The organism is Celeribacter ethanolicus (genome assembly GCF_001550095.1).
Taxonomy (GTDB): Bacteria; Pseudomonadota; Alphaproteobacteria; order Rhodobacterales; family Rhodobacteraceae; genus Celeribacter; species Celeribacter ethanolicus.
In genome coordinates this window covers 207,591-228,647 of record NZ_LRUC01000018.1, presented here as the reverse complement: position 1 = coordinate 228,647, position 21,057 = coordinate 207,591, and the positions used below count along the sequence as shown (strand labels likewise).

Sequence of the window (21,057 nt, the reverse complement as noted above, 5' to 3'; positions counted from 1 at the left end):
TGGATGAGTGGTGCGATGAGTGAAACGATGCCCCCGATGCTGCGCCCGGCCGTGCCCGAAGATGTGGCGGCGATCACCGATCTGGTGGTGACGGCCTTTGCACAATATACGCCGCTGATCGGCAAGCCGCCGGCGCCCGCGCTTTATGACTATGCGGAGATCGTGGCGCGGGGGCGGGTGACGGTTGCGGTCCGGGGCGCGGCGGTTTTGGGGGTGGTCTTCATCTATCCCGAGGAAGACGGGGCGATGATGCTCGATGTGCTGGCGGTGTCGGAGACGGCGCGGGGGCAGGGGCTTGCGCGGCGTTTGATTGAAGCGGCGGAGGCGCAGGCGGGCGATGAGGGCGCGGCCCTTATGCGGGTCTATACCAATGTGGTGATGGCCGGGCCGCAGGCGCTTTATCCCAGGCTTGGATATCACGAGACCCATCGCGGCGAGAGCGATGGATATCAGCGCATTCATTATGAAAAGGCGCTCTGAGCGGGCGGGCTCAGGCCGGGAAGCTGTGCCAGGCTCCGTCGCGGAAGACCAGTCGCTCCGGCGTCGCGGAGGGGGCCCCGAGCGTGTCGAGGACGTGCCGGTATTTTGCGTCAAAAGCCCGGGCGCGTTCCGGATCTGTCTCCGCCAAGAGATGCGCCTTGCCGAGATTGTGCGCGGCGTCGGCGATTTTGACCTGGACCGCATCGGGATTGCGCATCAGGCGTGGCAGGTAATCGCGAAGATAGTCCTCGCCGTCGCGTTTGGTCATGGCGCCGACCGCGGCGCGGACCTTTGGGCCGAACCGGGCGTCGATCTCGTCCAGTGTGGCACCGGTGTCCTCGACACAGTCGTGCAGCCATGCGGTGCAACGGATGACCGCAGAGCAGGACGAGACGCGATTCGCGACGTCTTCGAGATGGTGCCGATAGGCGATGCCGAGCTTGTCCGTCTGACCGTCGTGGCGCGCGAGGGCATAGGATTTTGCCGCTCGCGGATCGGGCGTGCCGTCACGCATCTTCGTTACCAAATCCGTGCATGCGTTTCGCCCATTGGAAGGCGACGATCATCCCCTTGAGGCGCGGCAGGAGATAGAGCGAGAGCGCGACCGTGCCGGTGGCGAAGATCGCGACCAGCACCAGAGGATCGGGACGGAAGGCGACGAAGACCCAGCCGAGCAGCGGCGCCATCAGGTGGCCGACGATCAGGATGGTGAGATAGGCCGGTCCGTCATCGGCGCGATGATGCGACAGGTCTTCGCCACAGACCGGGCATTCGTCACGCACGGTCAGGTAGCCCTTCATCATCGGCCCTCCGCCGCAACAGGGGCAACGGCGTTTCCAGCCGCGTGTCAACGCGGGGCGCAATTCGCGCTCGCCATCGGAGGGGGAGGTTTGTGCGGCCATGTAGCCGTGAGAAAGATCAGTCATCTGGTGCGCGCCTTCATGTGCGGTTCGGGCGAAGTCTAAAGGACAGCACAATCGAACGTGCCGCGCGGATTGTCCTTGCGGCGCGATGTCGCGCGCGGGGCCCGTCGCGCTCTCCTCCACGGGCAGGCTGACATGTTTTCGGCGGCAAAGCTACCGTTCACGACGCCGTGATGCGGGTTTGATGCGGGTTTTCGCCGGAGGAGGCGACGGAAACCGGGAGATGGCGCGTTTGTATTCCTGAAAGCGCGGTTTGAAGGGGAGTTCGACACGACCGCGCAAGGGTAGCCTTGAGAGGATGAAAGACATGAAACGTAAAAGCATTGTTTCCGCCGTTGCAGTGATCGCTGTTCTGGGCGGCACCACCGTGGCGATGGCTGCGGGCATGGGGCAAAAGGACCGGATGGCGCGCATGGGATGCGCGACCGGTCAGATGGGTGGTCAGATGAACGGTCAGCGGGGCTTTGGTCCCTTCGGTCCGGATTTCGATTTCACGACGGTCGATGCCGATGAAGACGGCAAGATCACCCAGGAGGAAATCGACGCCTTCCGCGCGGCGCAATTCGCCACGGTTGACAGCAACGGTGACGGCACCGTCGACGCGGATGAGCTTTATGCCCGACAGGAAGCTCGGCGTGCCGAACAGATGAAGGCGCGCGCGACGGCGATGCTTGAGGCCCGCGACGCCGACGGCGACGGCGTGTTGAGCGCCGAGGAAATGCAGGGACCCGGGGCGGGCACGATTTTTGACCGTCTCGACCGCGACAATGACGGGGCGCTGAGCGAAGAAGAACTGTCGATGATGACCCGCTGGATGCAGGGCCGCCAAGGTGGTCAGATGCAGGGCAAACAGGGCCGCATGGGCGGTCAGATGGGGGGCCAGATGCAGCAAGGCCATATGGGCATGATGGGCCATCCGGGCATGGGCTACGGTCCGATGAACGGTCAGGGCTATGGTGCGATGCAGGGCCAGCCGGGGATGGGCTATGGCCCGATGTATGGCCAAGGTTACGGCCAGGGCTACGGTCCGATGAACGGTCAGGGTTATGGTCCGATGCAGGGGCAGCCGGGAATGGGCTACGGCCAGGGCTATGGCCCGATGTATGGTCAGCCCGGCATGGGCTACGGTCAGGGATACGGCCCGATGAACGGCCAGGGCTACGGCCCTATGTATGGCCAGCAAGCCCCGGTGGATGCACCTGAGGCCGACGGCAACTGAGCCGTCACGTGAGCGGATCGGGGGCGGGTGCGTCCCCGATCGAGCGCGCGATGGACCTGCCGCGACGTATGCGCTACGCAGAACCGGTGATGACCATGCCCTTCGACGCCCTCAATGATGTTTCCGACGAAGCCCTGCTCGTTGCCTTCGGCAATGGCGACAGGGCGGCGGCGCGCGCGTTGACCCTTCGGCTGACGCCACGGGTCGTGGGCTATGCCGCCCGGCTTCTGAAGGATCGCGAAGAGGCGGAGGATGTGGCGCAGGACGCCATGTTGCGGCTTTGGAAGATCGCGCCGGAGTGGCGGCAGGGCGAGGCGCAGGTGACGACATGGCTCTATCGGGTCGTGACCAACCTGTGCACCGACCGGCTGCGCAAGCGGCGCAGCAAGGGGCTCGACGAGATCGCCGAGCCGGAAGACGGACGGCCTTCGCAGGATTCTGTGCTGATGCAGCGTCAGAGGGTCGATGCGTTGCAGGCCGCGCTGGATCAGTTGCCAGACCGGCAACGTGAAGCGGTGGTGTTGAGACATATCGAGGGATTGGGCAATCCGGAGATTGCCGAGGTTCTGGAGATCAGTGTCGAGGCGGTCGAAAGTCTGACCGCGCGCGGCAAGAGGGCGCTGGCGGCGGCTTTGGCGTCGCAACGCGAGATATTGGGGTTCGAAAATGACGGATCGTGACGACAAACGGACGGTTGAGTTTCCGGAACGGGAGCTGGAGGCGCTTTTCAAAGAGGCGCGCCGTGAGACGATGTTGCCGTCTGGCGGGTTGATGGAACGCATCCTCGCCGATGCCGAAAGCATGATCGACACCCGTGAGGCGACCGAGGCGGCGCGGCTTGCGGCGCTGCGTGCCCCTGCGAAACAGCGTCACCCGCTGATGGCGGCCATGGTGGCGGCGCTGGGCGGCTGGCGTGCGGTGGCCGGGCTTGCGACGGCAGGTGTCGCGGGGCTTGCGATCGGGCTTGGAGCCCCGTCTGCGGTGACCGTTCTTGCGACAGGATCCTATGTATCCGGCACGGAAGCCTATGACACGGCGACGAGCGAATACGGGATCGACGCGCTGCTCCCGAGCTTTTACGAACTGGCGGCGGAAGGATAAGCGATGACGGATGAACAAAACCCCAGCACGGCGCCGGGCAAGGGCGTGCACTGGAGCCGCATCGTGCTTGTGCTGTCCCTGGCGCTGAATGTCGCGATCCTCGGGATCGTCGGCGGTGCGGTGTTGCGCTGGAATGCGGGCATGGACCGGGCGCGGACCTTGCAGGCGCGCGATTTCGGGTTCGGACCTTTCGTCGGCGCGCTGGAGACCGAGGACCGGCGGGCGCTCGGGCGTGAATTTGCGCGCAGCGCGGGCGATCCGAGAGCCGCGCGGGCCAAGGTGGGCGCGATGTTCGGCGCGATGATCACGGCGCTCAAGGCGGACGATTTCGACGCGGCCGGGTTCGAGACGCTGCTCTCCGAACAGCAAAAGGAATTTGCTCGCGGCCAACAGATCGGCGCCCGCCTCGTGGCGCAGCAGATCGCGGAGATGAGCGCGCAGGAACGTCAGGCCTATGCCGAACGGCTTGAGGAGATGCTGCGTAACCCGCCGCACCGACCGCATGAACAGGGCGCGCGCGGGCCGGGAAATAGTCCGGGCCGCTGAGAATGGAAAAAGCGCCCTGAGGGGCGCTTTTGCACGTCTCAGTCGCGGGGCCGGGGTAGCATCCAGTCTGTGCAGCTCACTTCGCTGAGCGTTTGGAGCGTCGTCTCCTCGCCCTCGGCAATGGCGGTGTAGATATTGCGCGGGCCGAAAATCTCCAGATACCAATCGGACAAGGCGTCGGCGCTCTCGGAAGAGCCGAGAGAGAGGGTTTGACCCGGAGACGTGCCGGGGCCGCGATAATAAAATTCGGGATGGCTGGCCTGCAGCGAGGGGGATTCTTCGTAGACGCAAAGGCTCTCGAAGGGCATTCCGGCGAGGGTGAGGCCCCCCACGATCTTCCAGCAACTCAGACTGTCATATCCGAGGTTGTCGCCGGGGGTGATTTGTCCGTTGTCCGACAGGTTGCGCAGGATGGCGAGAGAGTTTGGTGCGCGCTCACAGGTCAACTCCTCAAGGACCATGCGCTCCAGCGGCGACAAGGCGAAGCTGGCCGCCGGGCAGAGCGTGAGAAGGAAAAGGCCGGTCAGGCGTTGCATCATATCGGGTCCAGACGTGACAAGAGGGCTTTGCGAGCATGTGCCAATCATGCTGGCAGAGCGGACGTGTCATGGCAAGATCGGGTGGATGTGCGCCGTCTTCAGGCGGCGTAGGAACCCAGCGTGACCTGGTTGCGGCCTTCGGCCTTGGCGGCGTAAAGCGCGCGGTCGGCGATGGCCAGAAGCGTGTCGATATCGGGTGTCGCGGCGCCTTGGTCGCCCCCCATGGCGAGGCCGATGGAGACGGAAACGCTGATCGGGGTCGTATCGGGGGCGATTGCGGCCGGACGGGCACAGACCCCGGCCCGCAGCCGTTCGGCGACGGCGCGGGCCTCCATCAGAGAGGTCATCGGCATGCAGATCAGGAATTCCTCACCGCCGAAGCGCGACACCAGATCCATGCCGCGGAGATTGTCCGCGAGCCGTCTAGCCACTTCGATCAGAACCGCGTCGCCCGTGGTATGGCCCCAGGTGTCGTTGACGGATTTGAACCGGTCGATGTCGATCAGCATGAGGGCGAAATGCTGGCCGGTTGCGCGGGCTTCGCGAGCGATCTTGTCGAGATGGGGCAGGGCATAATGCCGGTTGTAAAGCCCGGTGAGCTTGTCGCGGGTGGCGAGGCGGAGCCCCTCGTCGAGGGTGAGTTTGAGCAGGTCGGTTTCCTTCTTGCGCCGCATTTGGCTGCGCAGGCGCAGGGCCATTTCTTCCGGATCGGCACCGCGGGCGATCAGATCGTTGGCCCCGAGATCGAGCGCCATCAGCGCCTCGCGCCGGTCCTGCGGGCCATGGACGACGACGATCCCGGCGCCACGGGTGGCTTCGCGGGCGCGCAGATCGGAGATCAGTCGCAGCCCGTCGCCTCCGGCGCGGGTGGAGATCACGTAGAGATCGGCAATCTCGCCATGATAGATGGTTTCGAGCAGGTGATCGGCGCGTTCGATGGCAATCTCGTCATGCACCATGCCCTTGAGCCCGGCGCGCCAGCTCATCGCCTCCTCGGTGGTCGCTCCGATCAGAGCGATCTTTCCGGGAGTCTCGTACTGGCTTTGCGCCTCGGAAAACCCCAGCGCGCGGGCGGTTTCGTTGCGCCGGCGCAGTTCTTCGGAAGTGGCGGAGGCGCGCATCAGGGCGCGGACCCGCGCGGTGAGGGTCAATTCGTCAAGCGGTTTCGACAGCACCTCGTCGGCACCGGCCTTGAGCGCCGCGATCTTGGCTTCGGGGTTTTGCGCGGGGGTGAGGATGGCGACGGGAATATGCGCGGTCAGCGGGTCGGCTTTGAGCCGGGCGCAGGTCTCGAAGCCCGACATGTCGCCGAGATCGACATCGAGGAGAATGAGGTTGGGCCGCTCTGCGCGCGCCTGTGCGAGCGTCGCCGTGCCGGTTGTGGCCTGGGAGACGTCGTAGAAGGCGGACGCGAGCTTGACCTTGAGGATGATCCTGTTGGTCGGCACGTTGTCAGCGATCAGAATTCTGCCCGCCATCGGGGTTCCTTTTTGGCTACGGCTTTGGGGGAGAGCGCCATGCCGCATTTGATTTTTGTTGTGGTTCTGGTGTTGCGTCTGGTTAATAATTTCGGTCACAAAGGTTAAGAAAGTGTTTCCAACCCTTTGGAGTTATCCCCAGATGCAGCAGGAATCCGCCGAGGTCATCGGCCTGAAAGTTCTGGCCTGGCTGGCCTCGGAAGAGGAGATTTTTCCGGTTTTTCTGGGCTCTAGCGGCATTTCTGCGGGCGAGTTGATGGCCCGGGCCGGAGAGGTCGAGATCCTTACGGCGGTTCTCGATTTCGTGACCATGGACGATGCTTGGGTCAATGCCTGCGCGGCGGCCACGGGACTCGATCCGCATGAGCCGATGCGCGCGCGTCAGGCCCTGCCGGGTGGGGCGCAGATCAACTGGACCTGAGGCCGGGGTATGCGCGAAATCGGGAGCGAGATTGGGGCGGTGCTGTTCGACAAGGACGGCACGCTGATGGATTTTCAGGCGAGCTGGGGGCCTTGGGCGGCCTCGGTGATCGCGCGGATCTGCGGTGCGGATGCGGGGCTGAGCGCTGCCGTGGCCGAGGCGTTGGGATTCGACCGCGGGGTGCAGAGGTTTCACCCGGACAGCGCCGTGATCGCGGGCACGCCGCAGGAGGTTCTGGACCTGCTCAGCCCGTTTTTCCCCGAAGCCGCGCCGGATCGGCTCCTGTCCTGGCTGGAGCCGGACCCGGCGGCCTTCGTCCCGGCCCCGGTGGCGGGGCTGGCCACGACCTGTGCGGCATTGCGGGCGCGCGGACTGGCGCTTGGCGTCGTGACCAACGATTTCGAGGCGGCGGGGCACGATCATCTGCGCAGGATGGGCGTGGCGGAGTTTTTCGGCACGGTGGTGGGCTATGACAGCGGGTTCGGCGGCAAACCGGAGCCGGGCCCGTGCCTTGGTGCGGCAGATCGGCTGGGGGTGGCGGCCGGGGCCTGTGTCATGGTGGGCGACAGTCTGCACGATCTGGAGGCGGCGGCGCGGGCCGGGATGATCCCGGTGGCGGTGCTGACCGGCGTGGCGGGTGCGGCGGCGCTTGCGCCCTATGCGGAGGTGGTGCTCGAGAGTGTCGCGGACCTGCCGGAGTGGTTGTCCGGGCGGTAGAATTTCGCAAAAAGTACCAGAAATCGGATTAATTTTAGGAAGATGGCGGACACTGTTTCGGCAGTATTGGTAATTTCTTAAGGGACAGGCCGTAACACTCCCACATGTAGTACTGGGAGACATGGCCGTCATGCATGGGATGATCAATCGCGCGATTCAGTGTTTCATGCGCGATACATACGGGGGGACGACCTGGCAGGCGGTGGCGGAAAGCGCCGATCTCGGATTTGACAATTTCGAGGCCATGCTGAGCTATCCCGATCAGTTGACGATTGACGTTCTGGGGCGCGCGGCACGCCAGTTACACAAGCCTGTCGAAACCTTTCTCGAGGATCTCGGAACCTATCTCGTGTCGCATCCGAATGTGGAGGCGATACGCCGGCTGTTGCGCTTCGGCGGTGAGAATTTCACGGAATTCCTGTTCTCGCTCAACGATCTGGAAGGGCGGGCGAAACTGGCCCTGCCGGATCTCGAGATGCCGACCTTGCGGGTCGAGGACAATGGCGACGGCACGTTCCGGCTCAGTTGCCTCAGTTCGATGCCGGGGTTCGGCTATGCGATGGTGGGGGTGATGCGGGCGATGGCGGACGATTATGGCGCTCTGGTGTTTCTAGAACATCAGGGCTGGATGGATTCCGGCGAAGAAATCATCACGATCAACCTGCTCGAAGCGGCCTATGCCGAGGGTCGGACCTTTGAGTTGTCGGAACGGATCGGGGGAGAGCTGTGAGTGCGATGAAATTCGATCCGGAAGCGCTGATTGCCTTCATGCCGATGAGCCTGATGTATGACGATGCGGGGGAGATCCGTTATGTCGCGCCGACGCTGGCGAAGCTGCGCGAACCTGACACCCTGATCGGAGCGCAGATCGCCGATGTGTTCTCCGTGCGTGACAACGGGCGGGGTGGCGGCGAAGGGCCTATTCCTTTGGGGACGAAGCTCTATCTCAATTTTCTCACGGGGATTTCCACACCACTCAAGGGCATGGCGGCGGCAATCCCCGGGACGGGGCTGAACCTTTTGAACCTGTCTTTCGGGATTTCGATTGTCGATGCGGTGGCGGATTACCGGCTGACCTCCGGAGATTTCGCCCATACCGATCTTGCGATCGAGATGCTCTATCTGGTGGAGGCGAAGTCGGCCGTCCTCGAGGAAACGAAACAGCTCAACGCCCGTCTGCAAGGCGCCAAGGTCGCCGCCGAGGAGCAGGCCTATACCGATACGCTCACCGGGCTGAAGAATCGCCGGGCGATGGATCATGTGATGGAGCGGATGCTGCGCTCGAGCGTGCCGTTTGCGATCATGCATCTCGATCTCGATTACTTCAAATCGGTCAATGACACGCTGGGCCATGCGGCGGGGGACACGGTATTGCAGCGGGTGGCGAAGATCCTGCTCGAAGAGACCCGGGGTGACGATATGGTCGCGCGCGTGGGCGGGGATGAATTCATCCTGATCTTCAACAAGTTCATGGAGCACGACGGGCTTATGCGTACGGCGGAACGCATCATCACGCGGCTCGAGGAGCCGATCCCCTATCAGGATGAGCTGTGCCGGATTTCCGGCTCCGTGGGCGTCACGACGACCGAGTTCTATGAGACGCCCAATGCCGATGTGATGATTCACGATGCGGATCTGGCGCTCTACAGTTCTAAATATGAGGGCCGTGCGCAGGCAACCATGTTCGATCCCAAGGTTCACAAGGGTCATGTGAGCGACCATGTCAATGACCCTGTCGAGCATCGGGTGAGGGGCTGACCGCTCAATCTGCACGCGGTTTGCAGGCCATCCGGGGCCTGTCTGCGCGTGGTTTGCGCGGGACATGTGGGATGGCTGCTCAGGAAATGCAGGTTTCGCACATTTTCCTCTTGCGCCCCGCGCGCGCATCTCATAAACACCCGCTCACGCCAAGCGCGGTCCGTTCGTCTATCGGTTAGGACGCCAGGTTTTCAACCTGGAAAGAGGGGTTCGATTCCCCTACGGACTGCCACTTCCCCACTCAAATTTCTATCTTACGGCCGCCACGGTCGCAGTCCGCTGTTGCGTCATCCATTATCTCCATGTCCGAGCTGCCACTTGGGGCATCGCAGAGAATTGACGGGCACTGTGCGCCAAAACCGCTCCGCCAAGATGCATGACCTTTTGCGCCGGAATGCACTGAGAAGGTCGAAGTCTGCAGGACAGTCGCCCCGGCTTACTTCAAAGCACATGCCACTCCGCGAAGAGCGGGGTGCGCATCCGCCGATGCAACGCGGTAGACAATCCGGCCCTACCACACAGGTCATGGTTCTCCGCAGGCCACTCATGGCTCAAAGCACAACAGAGGCGTTTGGACAGGCTGGAAACAGGCATATATCGGGGGGAAAGTGGCAGTCCGTAGGGGAATCGAACCCCTCTTTCCAGGTTGAAAACCTGGCGTCCTAACCGATAGACGAACGGACCGCGCTTGGCGTGAGCGGGTGTTTATGAGATGCGCGCGAGGGGCGCAAGAGGGATTCTCACAGAATTTTGCAGTTTTTTTGACAGGGGGGATTTCATACGCGAAATCAGGCTTCGGCGGCATCTTCGAGGCGCAGTTGGACGGATTGCCGCCCTCCCCATGTGTTGAGCTCGAGCTTGCCCGCGAGGTGGAAACGCGCGCCACCATGGCGTTCGAGCGCGGGGCCGAGCGGGCCGTCGAAAGCGCCGAAACAGATGGCGTCGAGACGCGGCCCCTGGCCTTCGGAGAAGGTCACTTTCAGGTGGTTCGAGCCGACCCGCTTGGCGAAATGAATCGCGCATGCGGGGAAGGCGAAGCGCGGGGCGGGGGCGGAGGCACCATAGGGGCCGGCGGCTTCAAGCTGTGCGATCAGCTCCGGCGTGGCGGCGCCGGGCATCAGGAGGCCGTCGAGTTTCAGATCGGACGGCCCCATCGCGCCAGCGCCCTGTTTGGCGAGAAGTTCGGAGAGGCGTTCCATCGCGGGCTCAAGCCGGTCGCGCATCACGGTGAGGCCCGCGGCCATCTTGTGCCCGCCGCCCTTGACCAAAAGCCCTTCGGCGGCGAGGCGTTGAATGGAGGCGCCGAGATCGACGCCGGAGACGGAGCGACCGGAGCCCTTGCCGATGCCGTCCTCGTCAAAGCCGATGACGACGGCGGGGCGGTTGGTGGCTTCCTTGAGACGCGAGGCGACGATGCCGACCACGCCGGGGTGCCAGCCATCGCCTGCGGCCCAGACGAGCGGGGCGTCGAGGCCGCGCTGTTCGGCCTGCAACAGCGCGTCGTCGCGCACGGCGCTTTCGATGTCACGGCGCTCGGTGTTGAGCGCGTCGAGCCGTTCGGCGAGGGCCTGTGCCTCATGCGGGTCTTCGGTGGAGAGCAGTCGTGCGCCCAAATCCGCAGCGCCGATCCGCCCGCCGGCGTTGATCCGGGGGCCCAAAAGAAAGCCGAGGGAATAGGAGGTGGGGGCAGTGTCCATGCGGGATACATCTGCGAGCGCGCGCAAACCGATCCGGTCGCGCCGGGCCATGACCTTGAGGCCCTGACGGACGAGGGCACGGTTGACGCCGATCAGGGGCGCGACATCGGCGACGGTGGCGAGTGCGACGAGATCAAGCATGGCCATGAGATCGGGGCCTTTTTGCCCCTCGGCGCGCATTTGCCGCCCGACTTCGACCAGCATGAGAAAGACGACGGAGGCGGCGCAGAGATGCGCCAGATCGCCGCTTTCGTCCTGACGGTTTGGGTTCACCACGGCGACACAGTCGGGCAGGGTTTCCCCGCCCAGGTGGTGGTCGAGAACAATCACATCGGCCCCTTTGGCGGCGGCGATGGCATCATGGGAGAGCGTGCCGCAGTCGACACAGACGATCAGGTCGTGGTCGCGGGCAAGCGCCTCCATGGCGGGCTCGTTGGGGCCATAGCCTTCGTCGATGCGGTCGGGGATGTAGAGCGTCGCGGGGCGGCCCATCTGGCGCAGCCATGTGATCAGGAGCGCTGCCGAGGTGCCGCCGTCCACGTCGTAATCGGCGAAAACGGCGATGTTTTCGCCGCGTTTTGTCGCGTCGAGAAAGCGGGTGGCGGCCACGCCCATGCCCTTGAGGGTCAGCGGATCGGGCAAGAGGTCCTTGAGTTTGGGGTCGAGGAATTGCGCCGCCGCCTCGGGCGTCACCCCGCGCCGGGCGAGGGTCTGGCAGAGGGCCAGAGGCAGGCGGGTCTGTTGCACCAGAAGCTCCGCCTGACGGTCGAGATCGGCGGTGGGGCCGATCCAGCGGCGGCCAGTGAGCGAGGCGGAGACATTGAGAAAATCGGTCATGGGCCCAGTATATCGCCGAGGGAGAGGGCGGATGCAAACGCGCTGTTGGGATGCATCACAGAGTTGATACGACCGTTATCGGTATCGCTGCCATAAGGCCGGGCTAAGTGTCGGTCTGGCACAGCGCATATAAAAACTCCCGCCAGTGTCGGACTGGCGGGAGCGTTTCTTCTCGCCGTCGCGCAGATGGGCGATGCCCGGTGCGCGTTTGCGATCAGTCGTGACGCGGCGTCGTCGGGTTGCGGTAGGTCATGCGACGGATCGAGCCGGTTTTCGAGCGCATCAGGATGGTTTCCGTGGTGAGGAAGCCGGGTTCGCGCTTGATGCCATGCACGATGGAGCCGTTGGTCACGCCGGTGGCGGCGAAGATCACGTCGGAGGTAACGAGTTCATCGCGGCAGTAGATCTTGTCGAGATCGGTGATTCCCGCCTTGGCGGCGCGGCCACGTTCGTCGTCGTTGCGGAACAACAGCTTGCCCCACATCTGACCGCCCATGCATTTCAGCGCGGAGGCGGCGAGCACACCCTCGGGCGCACCGCCGGAGCCCATGTACATGTCGATGCCGGTGGTCGGCTCGGCACAGTGGATGACACCGGCGACGTCACCATCGGTGATCATGCGGATCGCGGCGCCGGTGGCGCGGAGCTCGGCCAGCATCTCTTCGTGACGCGGGCGTTCGAGCACGCAGAGCGTGATGTCTTTCGGCGCGACGCCTTTGGCCTTGGCCAGCGCTTCGACGCGCTCGGTCGGGGTCATGTCCAGCGACACGACGTCTTTCGGATAGCCCGGCCCGATCGCCAGTTTGTCCATGTAGACGTCGGGCGCGTGCAGCAGCGTGCCGCGCGGCGCCATGGCGATCACGGTTAGCGCGTTGGGCATGTCTTTTGCAGTGAGCGTGGTGCCTTCGAGCGGGTCGAGGGCGATGTCCACGGCGGGACCGTTGCCGTTGCCGACATTCTCGCCGATGTAGAGCATGGGGGCTTCGTCACGCTCGCCTTCGCCGATCACCACGACGCCCTGGATGTCGAGCTTGTTGAGCTGATCGCGCATGGCGTTGACGGCGGCCTGATCGGCGGCCTTCTCATCGCCGTGGCCGACGTAATCGGCGGAGGCGATGGCGGCCTGTTCGGCCACGCGGGCGAGGCCAAGGGAGAGCATACGGTCAAAGAAATTGGGGGCTTGCGACATGTGTCTTACGGGTCCTTTTCGGGCGGACGGAAATTTCTGCCCCTCTTCATGACCACATGTTCCGGGGCGGGGCAAGGCGGGTGCGGAGCTGTGCGCGCTAACAGATGGGTTGTTTGCGCTAACGTCTTGTCGCGGCGTAACAATTTCACGTCAACAGCATGACGTTTTCCATGGAAACATAAAAAGGGTCCGCCTGAGCGGACCCTCTGAATTCTGCCGGAGCGGGCGGGATCAGACGTTTTCGATGCGGATCGCGACCGGCTCCGAGGCCAGAACGGCGGTCGCTTTCATGCCTTCGAGGGCGGCGTCGAGCGAGGCGCGCGAGGTGGCATCGGTGACGATCAGCACGGGAGCCACCTCGGGATTGGCGTCCTGACCGTATTGCCGCATCCGGTCGATGGACACGCCCGCATCGCCCAGCGCCGCGGCGATTTTCGCCAGCGCGCCGGGTTTGTCCAGAAGCGACATCCGCAGGTAGAACGGCGCGGGGGTTGCAGCGACGGCAGGGGTGGCCTTTTCGAGGGCGGCGGCGGGGACGCCAAAGGTCGGGATACGGATGCCGCGGGCGATGTCGAGCACGTCGGACATCACGGCGGAGGCGGTGGGGCCTTCACCAGCCCCGGCGCCACGCAGCACGATCTGGCCGACCTCGTCGCCTTCGAGCACCACCATGTTGGTGGCGTTTTCGAGCTGTCCCAGCGGCGAGAGTGCGGGGACGAGGCAGGGGGTCATGCGTTGTTCAAGCCCGCGACCGGTCATCTGGGCGACGCCCAGAAGCTTGATGCGATAGCCCATGTCGGCGGCGTGGCGAATGTCTTCGATGGTGATGCGCTCGATGCCTTCGAGCACCATATTGTCGAAATCCACCTGCGTGCCAAAGCCGATGGCGGCCAGAAGGGCAAGTTTATGCCCGGCGTCGATGCCGCCGACGTCGAGCGTCGGGTCGGCTTCGAGATAGCCAAGCGCCTTGGCGGCGGCGAAGACCTCGTCATAGGTGAGGCCCTCGTTCTCCATCCGGGTCAGGATGTAGTTGCAGGTGCCGTTCATGACACCGGCGATACGCTCGATCCGGTTGCCTGCGAGACCTTCGGTCAGGGCCTTGATCACCGGAATGCCGCCCGCGACGGCGGCCTCATAGCGCAGCACGGCGCCTTTCGCCTCGGCCTTCTCGGCGAGCATCTGGCCGTGATGGGCGAGCATGGCCTTGTTGGCGGTGACGACATCCTTGCCGACGGCGAGCGCGGCCTCGGTCGCGGCCTTGGCGGGGCCGTCGGAACCGCCCATCAGCTCGACGAAGACATCGACGTCGTCCCGCAGTGCAAGCGCGACCGGATCGTCTTCCCAGGCGTAACCGGAAATATCGACACCGCGGTCCTTGTCGCGCGAGCGGGCGGAGACGGCGGTGATCACCACGGGCCGACCGCTGCGCTCGGCGATCAGATTGGCCTTGCGCTGGATGATCTTGATGACGCCCACGCCGACGGTGCCAAGACCTGCAATGCCGAGGCGCAGGGGGGCTTGGGAAGACGTAGATTTCGGCATGTGGGGCTCCGCTCGAGGATGTGTTGAAAAACCTGTCCGTCGTGATAGCGGCGAATGCGGGGGCGTGCAACTGCCCGCCGTTGCCGGGCTCAGTTTCCGGTTACAAGCGGGGGCAGGGGCTCGGTCTGGTCGTCCGTGGCGAACACGGGGTCGTTCGCGAGCGTCTCTGCCCGGGCGCGGAGCGCTTCGGCGCGGGCCAGCGTCGCACGGGTCTCCTGCGCAAGTTCATCGGCGCTTGCGGCATCCTCAAAGCCGGTTTGCGACGGCGAGGCGATCAGCGAGGGCCAGGGCAGCGCGGTGTCGACGGGTGCGAGCCGGTCGGAGAGGTCCGGGGTCTGAGCGCAGCCGATCAGCGCGACGAGGGGCAGCGCGACCAGGGGCAGGGCGAGAAGAGTGCGGCGAAGGGCGAGCTGCGTCATGAAGGGATCCGGCTGCGATTGCCGGGCGAGTTTAGCCTTTGGCGGAGGCGGGGACAATGCGGCTTTCCCTTCGGGCGAGGGCGGGCTAAAGCGGAGGGGTCTTTTAGGAGTGTGCCATGACGAGCGGAACCGATCTGAGCCTGACACCTTCGCCCGCGCGGCGGATGAGCGCGGTGGCGCTTCTGGGCGTGCTGGGGGCCTTGTTGCTGCGTGTGGCCTTCGGGGCCGAAGAGATGACGGCGGGCTGGATGGCTCTGCTGGTCGTGATGGCGTCGGCGGTGCTCTGGGTCGCGTGGCGGCTCTGGGTGGCGACGGGCGTGCGGCTTGTGCTGACCGAGGCGGATCTGCGCGAAGAGGGCGGGCGGGTGCTCTGCCGTCTCGACGAGATCGAGAAGGTCGAACGCGGCACCTTTGCCTTCAAGCCGTCGAACGGATTTCTGATCCGGCTGAAAACCCCGGGCAGTCGGGTCTGGGCGCCGGGGCTATGGTGGCGGTTCGGTCGCAGGCTGGGCGTCGGCGGTGTGACGCCGGCGGGTCAGGGCAAGGCGATGGCCGATGTGATTGCGGCCCGTATCGGCGGCATGGGACGGCTGGACTGAGGCGCGAGCTGTAAGGCTCACCACCACCAGTAATAGCCGCCGCCGCCGTAACGGTCGGAGCCCCAGCCGCTGCTGTTCGAGCCGGTCGAGGTGCCGCCGGTGTCGACATCGCTGTCGTCGGAATCCTCATGAGTGGCATCGTTGATCACTTCGGTGCCGTCGTCATAGATCACCTGCGAGGCGAACCGCGGTTTGGTGGTGACGATGTCCTCGAAATTCATCTCGCTCAGGATGGCGTTGAAGGGCGCGACCCAGCCGCGCTGGGTTTCCACCACGATCACCTCTTCGCCATCGGCCATGAGCGGCAGGCGTTCCTCGATGTCGACGAGAGTGATGTCGGTGAGTTTCTCATAACCGCCGGTGGCATAGGACCAGACCAGCTTGAAGCTCTCGTTTTCATCTTGGTCGATGACGAACTGGACGGCGGAGACCCGCATGTCGATGTCGCCGTCGTTGTTGAGGAAGCGGTAGAGATCGGCGAGCCCCCCCATGAAGGTGTCGTCGATCGTGTCGGTTTGCCGCGAGATGTAATCGGAGATGGTGTAATTGGCCTTGTTCGCGCGGGCCTTGGCCTCGAAGGCGGAGAAGAAGGTGTAGCAGGCCATCAGCGTGAAGATCAGCGCCGGGGCAACGATCAGGGCCTCAATGGCGACCGATCCGGCCTCGTCGCGGGAAAAGCGGTGCAGGAGGCGACGCAGGGCGGATTTCGGGGAGGTCTGGCGGATAGAGAACATCGTCGTCTCCCTTAGCTGTTGGGTTCGTTCACGAAGCCGCCGGTGGCGACGATGGCATAGCCGGAGCCCTCGGTGCGCTGCATGGCGGCCCCGATCCATGTGGTCGGAAAGATCGGATCGACGTTGACGCAGGCGCGCACCAGCATCAGTTCGTTTTCCTTGCCATCCTCGAAGACGGTGGAGGGTGCCACATCGGCGCTGCGGTCGATACATTCGGCGATATAGGTCGGGCGGGTGAAATTCCACGCGTCGACGGGTTCGAGCGCGATGTGGATGTTTTCCTCGCAATTGCGCACGTAGCGCGCGTATTCGCATGTGGCCGATTTCAGGGTGTCGAGCGTGACGGTGGGCATATTGCCGAGACGCACGTCGCGCACCGCGTTGTCGAGGCCGCGCTCCAGCATGGCGGAGGAGACGGTGTAATAACCGATCTCGTAGCTGCCCATGATGAGGAACATGAACATCGGGAAGATCAGGGCGAATTCGATGGTCGCATTGCCGTCGTCGTTCCGGGCGTGGCGTTGACGCAACCGATTCAGTTTGCGCAAAAGTGTCATTCGACCAACCTCAACTCGGTGATCTTGGTCGCGATGGCGGAGAAGGCCTCGGCGATCTCGATCCCTTCCACATCGTAGTAATGCGCATCGGAAGAGGCGCAGGAGCGCAGCACGTTCTGACCGGCGGTCGGGGCCTCGAAGCCGATGGCGAAGATGATGATCCCGGCATTCTTGGCGGCGGTACAAATCTCGTCCAGTCGCGCGTCCTTGGTCGCGGTGTCGTAGCTGGTGCGTGTCGCATTGCGCCAGGTGTAGTAATCGTAGTCATTGCCGGTGGCGTAGGAACGGGCCTTGGCGTGGTTGTAGACGGTCATCGAGGACCAGACCTCGGACCATGTGATTTCCCAGACATTGCCGGAGGCGAGCGTGTAGGGCAGCGAGGTCAGAACGCTGCGGTTGTCGATCCGGGTGTAGCGCATCTCGGTCGAGCAATTGTAGGGGTTTCCGTAGTAGTAGGAGCAGGTGGTGCGTTCGCCGCTGACGTAGATGCGACCGTCCTTGTCTTTATAGACGCCGGTCGACTGGTCGTCGTCGCGGTAGGGGTCAGGCATGAGATACTGGTTGGTGTGCGAGCCGTCGGTCATCACCACCATAAATTTCTGGGCGTCCGAATTGGAGGCAGGGTGGGCGCTGGCGGAGGTGCCTGCGGTCAGGATCTGCGCGCTTTCGTCGAGCAGGGCCGCGCCCCATTTCACGCCAAGATCGATCGAGGTATTGCCATAGGCGGTGAGTGCCTCGATGTAATCGTCGATTTCAGTCTGGTTGTTCGAGAACGGCAGGATTTCGCGGCTCGCGGCCGGAGCACAGGTGTGGTCCGACAGCGCCATGTCGAGGTCATAAAAATTGCTGTTGAACGCATCGAAATCCATTGTCTGGTCGTAAAAGCGGCCGGTGGTTTCGGTGACGGGGAATTCTAGGCCGATCGTCGAGAAATCGTCTTCCTCGAAGTTGATGCAGTAGGATTTGTCATGGGCGTTCAGGCGATGGAGTGAGTCCAGGATGTCTTTGCCTGCGTTCACCTGCGTGGCGTAGGGGATGACCGAGATCGCGATTTCGTCACTGGCGGCATTCTCGAAGACGGTTTCGGTGAAATCCTGGGCGGCGTCCTTCAGGTTGGTCAGGCGGCTGTAGCTGTTCATCGAGCCCGACACGTCGAGCACGAGCGAGATCTCAAGGCCTGCGAGACCCTGTTGTGCCATGGTTTCGCCCGACAGGGAGAGGCTGTCGATGGTGGCGAATTTCATGAAATAGGTCGGCACCTCCGCTTCGACCGAAGCATAGACCTGCCGCCCGTCGCCGAGCGGAACGATGTCGATCTCGTCTTCCTTGAGATATTCGCTCAGGCCCGCCTTCGCGAAATAGTCGATGATCACGTCTTTCGGATCGTTGGTGTTCTCGAGGTTGGTGGCGGCGAGCACGGCGCGGTCGAGCGTGTTCTGCAACTCGGTGCGCAGGGTCTCATGACGCACGATGTCGATGCCCATCCCGGCGAGCACCAGAAGAATGACAAAGGTGAACAGGCCGAAGAGCGCGAGCGAGCCCTGCTCGTCGCGCATATGCCGCCGCGCATCGAGTTTGCGCAGATGTGTTGCCGCGGCGCGGGCGAGACCCGAAGCCGGTTCCTGAACGGGCGCCTGCGACGTGTTCTCACGCGCAGCACCACCGGCGGCATGGCCCCGGTCCCTATGAAAAAGCCCCGCTTCGCGGCGCGTGATCTTACCCAACATGACACCGTCTCTCAGATCGGAGTGGTGCCCCCATATTCCCCAGTGTGCATGGTGTCTGGCCGGGGTTTTCCCCGTGCATGACAGACGCCACACGACATTATTTTGAGCGGTTGGAAACCATGGGTAAAGTCCGCAGAGGCTCTGCCGCGAAATGGTCATATTGGCGGGCGAGGCGGCGGGAAAAGCCGGGAAAGCCGCATATGCGCGGGGATGCGATTGGCGGGTGGACACGGTTTTGCCGCATTTTGCCACGCTGTTGTCGGATTCGTGTCGGAGTTTCGCCACAAAGCGATTCGCAGCCCGCATGGCGCGGCGTTGCAGGGCCTCTGGACCTTGGGCGATCCAGCGGCGATACTCGCGCCCATGTCACTGCCCCCGGGATTCTTGGATGAGCTGCGCAATCGCCTGTCGCTGACCGATGTGGTCGGCCGAAAAGTCATGTGGGACACGCGCAAATCGAACCCCGGCAAGGGCGACATGTGGGCACCATGCCCGTTCCACCACGAGAAATCCGCCTCCTTCCACGTCAATGACAAGGACGGCTATTATTATTGCTTCGGCTGCCACGCCAAAGGCGATGCGATCACCTTCGTGCGCGAGACCGAGAATGTCGGGTTCATGGAGGCGATCGAGATTCTCGCTCAGGAGGCTGGGATGCCGGTGCCGAAGAGCGATCCGAAGGCGCAGGAGAAATCCGACAAGCGGGCGGAACTGGCCAATGTGAACGAGGCGGCGAACCGGTTTTTCCGGCTCTGCCTGCAACAACAGGGCGGTACGGCGGCGCGGGCCTATCTCGACAAACGTGGGATGAAACCCGAGACGCGGGAGCGCTTCGAGATCGGCTTTGCCCCCTCCGGCAATGCGCTTTTGCGTGCCCTGAAGGATCAGGGTATTTCCGCCGAGATGGCGGTCGAGGCCGGGGTGGCGGCGAAACCCGACGACGGGCGTGAGCCTTATGATTTTTTCCGTGACCGCATCGTCTTTCCGATCCGCGATGCGCGCGGGCGGCTGATTTCCTTTGGCGGGCGGTCGATGGACCCGAACGCGCGGGCGAAATATCTAAACGGCCCCGAACGGTTGCTGTTCGACAAGGGCAATGCGCTTTACAACCATCAGGAAGCTCGTGTGGCCTGCGGGCGGGGGCAGACCTTGGTCGTCGCCGAGGGCTATATGGATGTGATCGCGCTGGCGGAGGCCGGGTTTGAGGCCACGGTTGCGCCTTTGGGGACGGCGATCACCGACCGGCAGTTGCAACTCATGTGGCGGATGTCGAGCGAGCCGGTGATCGCGCTCGATGGCGACAAGGCGGGGCTTCGGGCGGCCTACCGGGTGATTGATCTGGCGATGCCTCTTCTGGAGGCGGGCAAGGGGCTGCGCTTTGCCATTCTGCCGGAGGGGCAGGACCCGGACGAGTTGATCAAGGCCAAGGGGCCGGAGGCGATGCAGGAGGTGCTCGACGGGGCGTTGCCGATGGTGGCGCTGCTGTGGCGGCGCGAAACCGAGGGCAAGGTGTTCGACAGCCCGGAACGTCGCGCGGCCTTGGACAAGAGCCTGCGCGAGACCATTCGCCCGATCACCGACGCTTCGATCAAACGCCATTACGGCGAGATTTTGAACGACATGCGTCGCGAACTGTTTCGTGGCAAACGCGAAGAGAGCCCGCGCAAGGCCTGGACCCCGGGCGGTGGGCGCGGGCGGTTCGGCAAGCAGGCGGCGGTGCCCACCGAGGGGCTGAAAGCATCCCTGATCGTCTCCGGCGACGAGGCGCAGGCCGATCTGATGCGCGAGGCGGTGGTTCTGGCGGTTCTGATCGCCAATCCGGGGATGGCGATGGAGTTCCTGTCCCAGCTCGAGGCGCTGACGCCGCGTTCGGAGGATCATGCGGCCTTGCTTCATGCGGTGCTGACCCATGCCGAGGAGGAGGACGCGGGCGTGCTTCGGGATAATGTGAGTGCGATGGCGGGGCGCGGGGCCCTTGATCGGCTGATGTCGCATCCCCATGTGCAGATCGCGCCCCCTGTGCGCCGGCCCGACCGCGAGGTGGCGCAGATGTGCCTCACGGAGGAACTGGCCAAGCTCAAGGCGCGGCGGGGCTATCAGGCCGAGCTGGCCGAAGGGCTGGAGGACATGCTGGCCGCCGATGATGAAAAGCTGACCTGGCGGCTTCGGCAGGCGGCGGAGGCGCGCAATCGGGCGACCAAAGCGGAGGCGGAGGACAGGACGGAATTCGACATTGCGGAAAACGGGCTTGAGCTGTCGCGCGACGAACGCAACGCGTTTCGGGCACTTTTGAGCCGAATCGCCCCGGAACGTGGCAAGTGAGCCGCAAAAGCGGGCGGGCGTTGTATGGAGAGGCCCTGTGCCACTGGTGCAGGGATGGTTAAGGAAATATGGGTATTCGGGTGGCGAATCATTGATTCGCATGACATGATTCGGGTTTGAGCAGGCGCTGAGTCGGGTGAAAGGGTTGGGCGACCCCGCCCCGACTGCCGACCAAGGGGCCAGAGACTGGTCCATGACAGGGGCGGCGACAGGGCCATCGGGACCGCATCGGAACCCGCCAGAGTTTAGGGG

At 63.9% G+C, this 21,057-nt stretch carries 22 protein-coding genes and 2 tRNA genes; 12 read left to right on the top strand and 12 right to left on the bottom strand.

Going from position 1 to position 21,057, the window contains the following annotated elements:
- Positions 1-15: 15 nt before the first annotated feature.
- Entirely contained in the window at positions 16-480 is a 465-nt protein-coding gene (locus tag NH195_RS09045; protein ID WP_162265859.1) for a GNAT family N-acetyltransferase, read from the top strand.
- Positions 481-490: 10 nt separating this feature from the next.
- Here NH195_RS09045 and NH195_RS09040 read toward each other — a convergent pair whose 3' ends face one another.
- Complete coding sequence (locus NH195_RS09040) at positions 491-994, bottom strand: HD domain-containing protein (protein WP_066705729.1); 504 nt, start codon at positions 992-994, stop codon at positions 491-493.
- On the bottom strand, positions 987-1,406 hold the full coding sequence (locus NH195_RS09035; protein ID WP_066705727.1) for a DUF983 domain-containing protein: 420 nt from the start codon (positions 1,404-1,406) through the stop codon (positions 987-989). The genes NH195_RS09040 and NH195_RS09035 overlap by 8 nt, the downstream gene beginning before the upstream one ends.
- Before the next feature lie 304 nt (positions 1,407-1,710).
- Here NH195_RS09035 and NH195_RS09030 point away from each other — a divergent pair, with 304 nt between their 5' ends.
- From NH195_RS09030 to NH195_RS09015, 4 genes are all read left to right on the top strand, one after another.
- A complete protein-coding gene (locus tag NH195_RS09030) occupies positions 1,711-2,622 on the top strand; it encodes an EF-hand domain-containing protein (RefSeq protein WP_066705725.1) in 912 nt (303 codons plus the stop codon).
- 89 nt (positions 2,623-2,711) lie between these two features.
- The gene (locus tag NH195_RS09025; protein ID WP_066705860.1) at positions 2,712-3,302 is read left to right on the top strand and encodes an RNA polymerase sigma factor; all 591 of its coding nucleotides are present in this window, start codon (positions 2,712-2,714) and stop codon (positions 3,300-3,302) included.
- Positions 3,289-3,723: a hypothetical protein gene (locus NH195_RS09020; RefSeq protein WP_066705723.1), complete on the top strand. Its 435-nt coding sequence runs from the start codon at positions 3,289-3,291 to the stop codon at positions 3,721-3,723. Before NH195_RS09025 ends, NH195_RS09020 begins: the two co-directional genes overlap by 14 nt.
- 3 nt (positions 3,724-3,726) lie before the next feature.
- A complete protein-coding gene (locus NH195_RS09015; protein WP_066705721.1) occupies positions 3,727-4,269 on the top strand; it encodes a periplasmic heavy metal sensor in 543 nt (180 codons plus the stop codon).
- A gap of 38 nt (positions 4,270-4,307) precedes the next feature.
- On the opposite strand, the gene NH195_RS09010 is transcribed toward NH195_RS09015, so the two are convergent.
- Together NH195_RS09010 and NH195_RS09005 are read right to left on the bottom strand one after the other, a co-directional pair.
- Positions 4,308-4,808 carry a hypothetical protein gene (locus tag NH195_RS09010; protein ID WP_066705719.1) on the bottom strand — a complete coding sequence of 167 codons (501 nt, stop codon included), beginning with the start codon at positions 4,806-4,808 and terminating at the stop codon, positions 4,308-4,310.
- A gap of 98 nt (positions 4,809-4,906) precedes the next feature.
- Complete coding sequence (locus NH195_RS09005; protein ID WP_066705717.1) at positions 4,907-6,286, bottom strand: diguanylate cyclase; 1,380 nt, start codon at positions 6,284-6,286, stop codon at positions 4,907-4,909.
- Positions 6,287-6,428: 142 nt separating this feature from the next.
- On the opposite strand from NH195_RS09005, the gene NH195_RS09000 reads away from it, so the two are divergent.
- The 5 genes from NH195_RS09000 to NH195_RS08980 all read left to right on the top strand — a co-directional run bounded on the left by NH195_RS09000 (position 6,429) and on the right by NH195_RS08980 (position 9,414).
- Positions 6,429-6,707: a DUF3572 domain-containing protein gene (locus NH195_RS09000; RefSeq protein ID WP_066705715.1), complete on the top strand. Its 279-nt coding sequence runs from the start codon at positions 6,429-6,431 to the stop codon at positions 6,705-6,707.
- Between the two features lie 9 nt (positions 6,708-6,716).
- A complete protein-coding gene (locus NH195_RS08995) occupies positions 6,717-7,424 on the top strand; it encodes an HAD family hydrolase (protein WP_066705714.1) in 708 nt (235 codons plus the stop codon).
- Between the two features lie 130 nt (positions 7,425-7,554).
- Positions 7,555-8,154, top strand: coding sequence for a heme NO-binding domain-containing protein (locus NH195_RS08990; protein WP_066705858.1), 600 nt, complete (start codon positions 7,555-7,557; stop codon positions 8,152-8,154).
- 5 nt (positions 8,155-8,159) lie between these two features.
- Positions 8,160-9,182: a GGDEF domain-containing protein gene (locus NH195_RS08985; RefSeq protein WP_066705712.1), complete on the top strand. Its 1,023-nt coding sequence runs from the start codon at positions 8,160-8,162 to the stop codon at positions 9,180-9,182.
- Between the two features lie 157 nt (positions 9,183-9,339).
- Positions 9,340-9,414 (top strand) — tRNA-Glu (locus tag NH195_RS08980).
- 377 nt (positions 9,415-9,791) lie between these two features.
- On the opposite strand, the gene NH195_RS08975 is transcribed toward NH195_RS08980, so the two are convergent.
- The 5 genes from NH195_RS08975 to NH195_RS08955 form a co-directional block, all read right to left on the bottom strand.
- A tRNA-Glu gene (locus NH195_RS08975) sits at positions 9,792-9,866 on the bottom strand.
- Positions 9,867-9,970: 104 nt separating this feature from the next.
- Complete coding sequence (recJ, locus tag NH195_RS08970) at positions 9,971-11,716, bottom strand: single-stranded-DNA-specific exonuclease RecJ (RefSeq protein ID WP_066705710.1); 1,746 nt, start codon at positions 11,714-11,716, stop codon at positions 9,971-9,973.
- Positions 11,717-11,930: 214 nt separating this feature from the next.
- Entirely contained in the window at positions 11,931-12,905 is a 975-nt protein-coding gene (glpX, locus tag NH195_RS08965) for a class II fructose-bisphosphatase (RefSeq protein ID WP_066705708.1), read from the bottom strand.
- 231 nt (positions 12,906-13,136) lie between these two features.
- Positions 13,137-14,447, bottom strand: coding sequence for a homoserine dehydrogenase (locus NH195_RS08960; protein WP_066705706.1), 1,311 nt, complete (start codon positions 14,445-14,447; stop codon positions 13,137-13,139).
- 89 nt (positions 14,448-14,536) lie between these two features.
- On the bottom strand, positions 14,537-14,923 hold the full coding sequence (locus NH195_RS08955) for a hypothetical protein (RefSeq protein ID WP_155846124.1): 387 nt from the start codon (positions 14,921-14,923) through the stop codon (positions 14,537-14,539).
- A gap of 59 nt (positions 14,924-14,982) precedes the next feature.
- Between NH195_RS08955 and NH195_RS08950 the strand changes: the two genes are divergently transcribed.
- Positions 14,983-15,465 carry a hypothetical protein gene (locus tag NH195_RS08950; protein WP_066705701.1) on the top strand — a complete coding sequence of 161 codons (483 nt, stop codon included), beginning with the start codon at positions 14,983-14,985 and terminating at the stop codon, positions 15,463-15,465.
- Positions 15,466-15,482: 17 nt separating this feature from the next.
- Here NH195_RS08950 and NH195_RS08945 read toward each other — a convergent pair whose 3' ends face one another.
- From NH195_RS08945 to NH195_RS08935, 3 genes are read right to left on the bottom strand one after another with little or no spacing between them, the layout of a single operon-like run.
- A complete protein-coding gene (locus NH195_RS08945) occupies positions 15,483-16,199 on the bottom strand; it encodes a TadE/TadG family type IV pilus assembly protein (protein WP_066705699.1) in 717 nt (238 codons plus the stop codon).
- A gap of 11 nt (positions 16,200-16,210) precedes the next feature.
- On the bottom strand, positions 16,211-16,756 hold the full coding sequence (locus NH195_RS08940) for a TadE/TadG family type IV pilus assembly protein (RefSeq protein WP_066705698.1): 546 nt from the start codon (positions 16,754-16,756) through the stop codon (positions 16,211-16,213).
- Entirely contained in the window at positions 16,753-18,483 is a 1,731-nt protein-coding gene (locus NH195_RS08935) for a TadE/TadG family type IV pilus assembly protein (RefSeq protein ID WP_066705696.1), read from the bottom strand. Before NH195_RS08935 ends, NH195_RS08940 begins: the two co-directional genes overlap by 4 nt.
- Before the next feature lie 363 nt (positions 18,484-18,846).
- On the opposite strand from NH195_RS08935, the gene dnaG reads away from it, so the two are divergent.
- A complete protein-coding gene (dnaG, locus tag NH195_RS08930; protein ID WP_066705856.1) occupies positions 18,847-20,805 on the top strand; it encodes a DNA primase in 1,959 nt (652 codons plus the stop codon).
- Positions 20,806-21,057 lie beyond the last annotated feature (252 nt).

Bases quoted from the DNA above. Each gene is read 5' to 3' on its own strand.
- NH195_RS08985 (WP_066705712.1), top strand. From the start codon at position 8,160: ATGAAATTCGATCCGGAAGCGCTGATTGCCTTCATGCCGATGAGCCTG.
- NH195_RS08940 (WP_066705698.1), bottom strand. From the start codon at position 16,756: ATGACACTTTTGCGCAAACTGAATCGGTTGCGTCAACGCCACGCCCGG.
- NH195_RS08935 (WP_066705696.1), bottom strand. From the start codon at position 18,483: ATGTTGGGTAAGATCACGCGCCGCGAAGCGGGGCTTTTTCATAGGGAC.
- NH195_RS08945 (WP_066705699.1), bottom strand. From the start codon at position 16,199: ATGTTCTCTATCCGCCAGACCTCCCCGAAATCCGCCCTGCGTCGCCTC.
- NH195_RS09000 (WP_066705715.1), top strand. From the start codon at position 6,429: ATGCAGCAGGAATCCGCCGAGGTCATCGGCCTGAAAGTTCTGGCCTGG.
- NH195_RS09015 (WP_066705721.1), top strand. From the start codon at position 3,727: ATGACGGATGAACAAAACCCCAGCACGGCGCCGGGCAAGGGCGTGCAC.
- NH195_RS08950 (WP_066705701.1), top strand. From the start codon at position 14,983: ATGACGAGCGGAACCGATCTGAGCCTGACACCTTCGCCCGCGCGGCGG.
- recJ (WP_066705710.1), bottom strand. From the start codon at position 11,716: ATGACCGATTTTCTCAATGTCTCCGCCTCGCTCACTGGCCGCCGCTGG.
- NH195_RS09035 (WP_066705727.1), bottom strand. From the start codon at position 1,406: ATGACTGATCTTTCTCACGGCTACATGGCCGCACAAACCTCCCCCTCC.
- NH195_RS08990 (WP_066705858.1), top strand. From the start codon at position 7,555: ATGCATGGGATGATCAATCGCGCGATTCAGTGTTTCATGCGCGATACA.
- NH195_RS09030 (WP_066705725.1), top strand. From the start codon at position 1,711: ATGAAACGTAAAAGCATTGTTTCCGCCGTTGCAGTGATCGCTGTTCTG.
- NH195_RS09025 (WP_066705860.1), top strand. From the start codon at position 2,712: ATGACCATGCCCTTCGACGCCCTCAATGATGTTTCCGACGAAGCCCTG.
- NH195_RS09045 (WP_162265859.1), top strand. From the start codon at position 16: ATGAGTGAAACGATGCCCCCGATGCTGCGCCCGGCCGTGCCCGAAGAT.
- NH195_RS09020 (WP_066705723.1), top strand. From the start codon at position 3,289: ATGACGGATCGTGACGACAAACGGACGGTTGAGTTTCCGGAACGGGAG.
- NH195_RS09040 (WP_066705729.1), bottom strand. From the start codon at position 994: ATGCGTGACGGCACGCCCGATCCGCGAGCGGCAAAATCCTATGCCCTC.
- NH195_RS08995 (WP_066705714.1), top strand. From the start codon at position 6,717: ATGCGCGAAATCGGGAGCGAGATTGGGGCGGTGCTGTTCGACAAGGAC.
- NH195_RS08960 (WP_066705706.1), bottom strand. From the start codon at position 14,447: ATGCCGAAATCTACGTCTTCCCAAGCCCCCCTGCGCCTCGGCATTGCA.
- glpX (WP_066705708.1), bottom strand. From the start codon at position 12,905: ATGTCGCAAGCCCCCAATTTCTTTGACCGTATGCTCTCCCTTGGCCTC.
- dnaG (WP_066705856.1), top strand. From the start codon at position 18,847: ATGTCACTGCCCCCGGGATTCTTGGATGAGCTGCGCAATCGCCTGTCG.
- NH195_RS09010 (WP_066705719.1), bottom strand. From the start codon at position 4,808: ATGATGCAACGCCTGACCGGCCTTTTCCTTCTCACGCTCTGCCCGGCG.
- NH195_RS09005 (WP_066705717.1), bottom strand. From the start codon at position 6,286: ATGGCGGGCAGAATTCTGATCGCTGACAACGTGCCGACCAACAGGATC.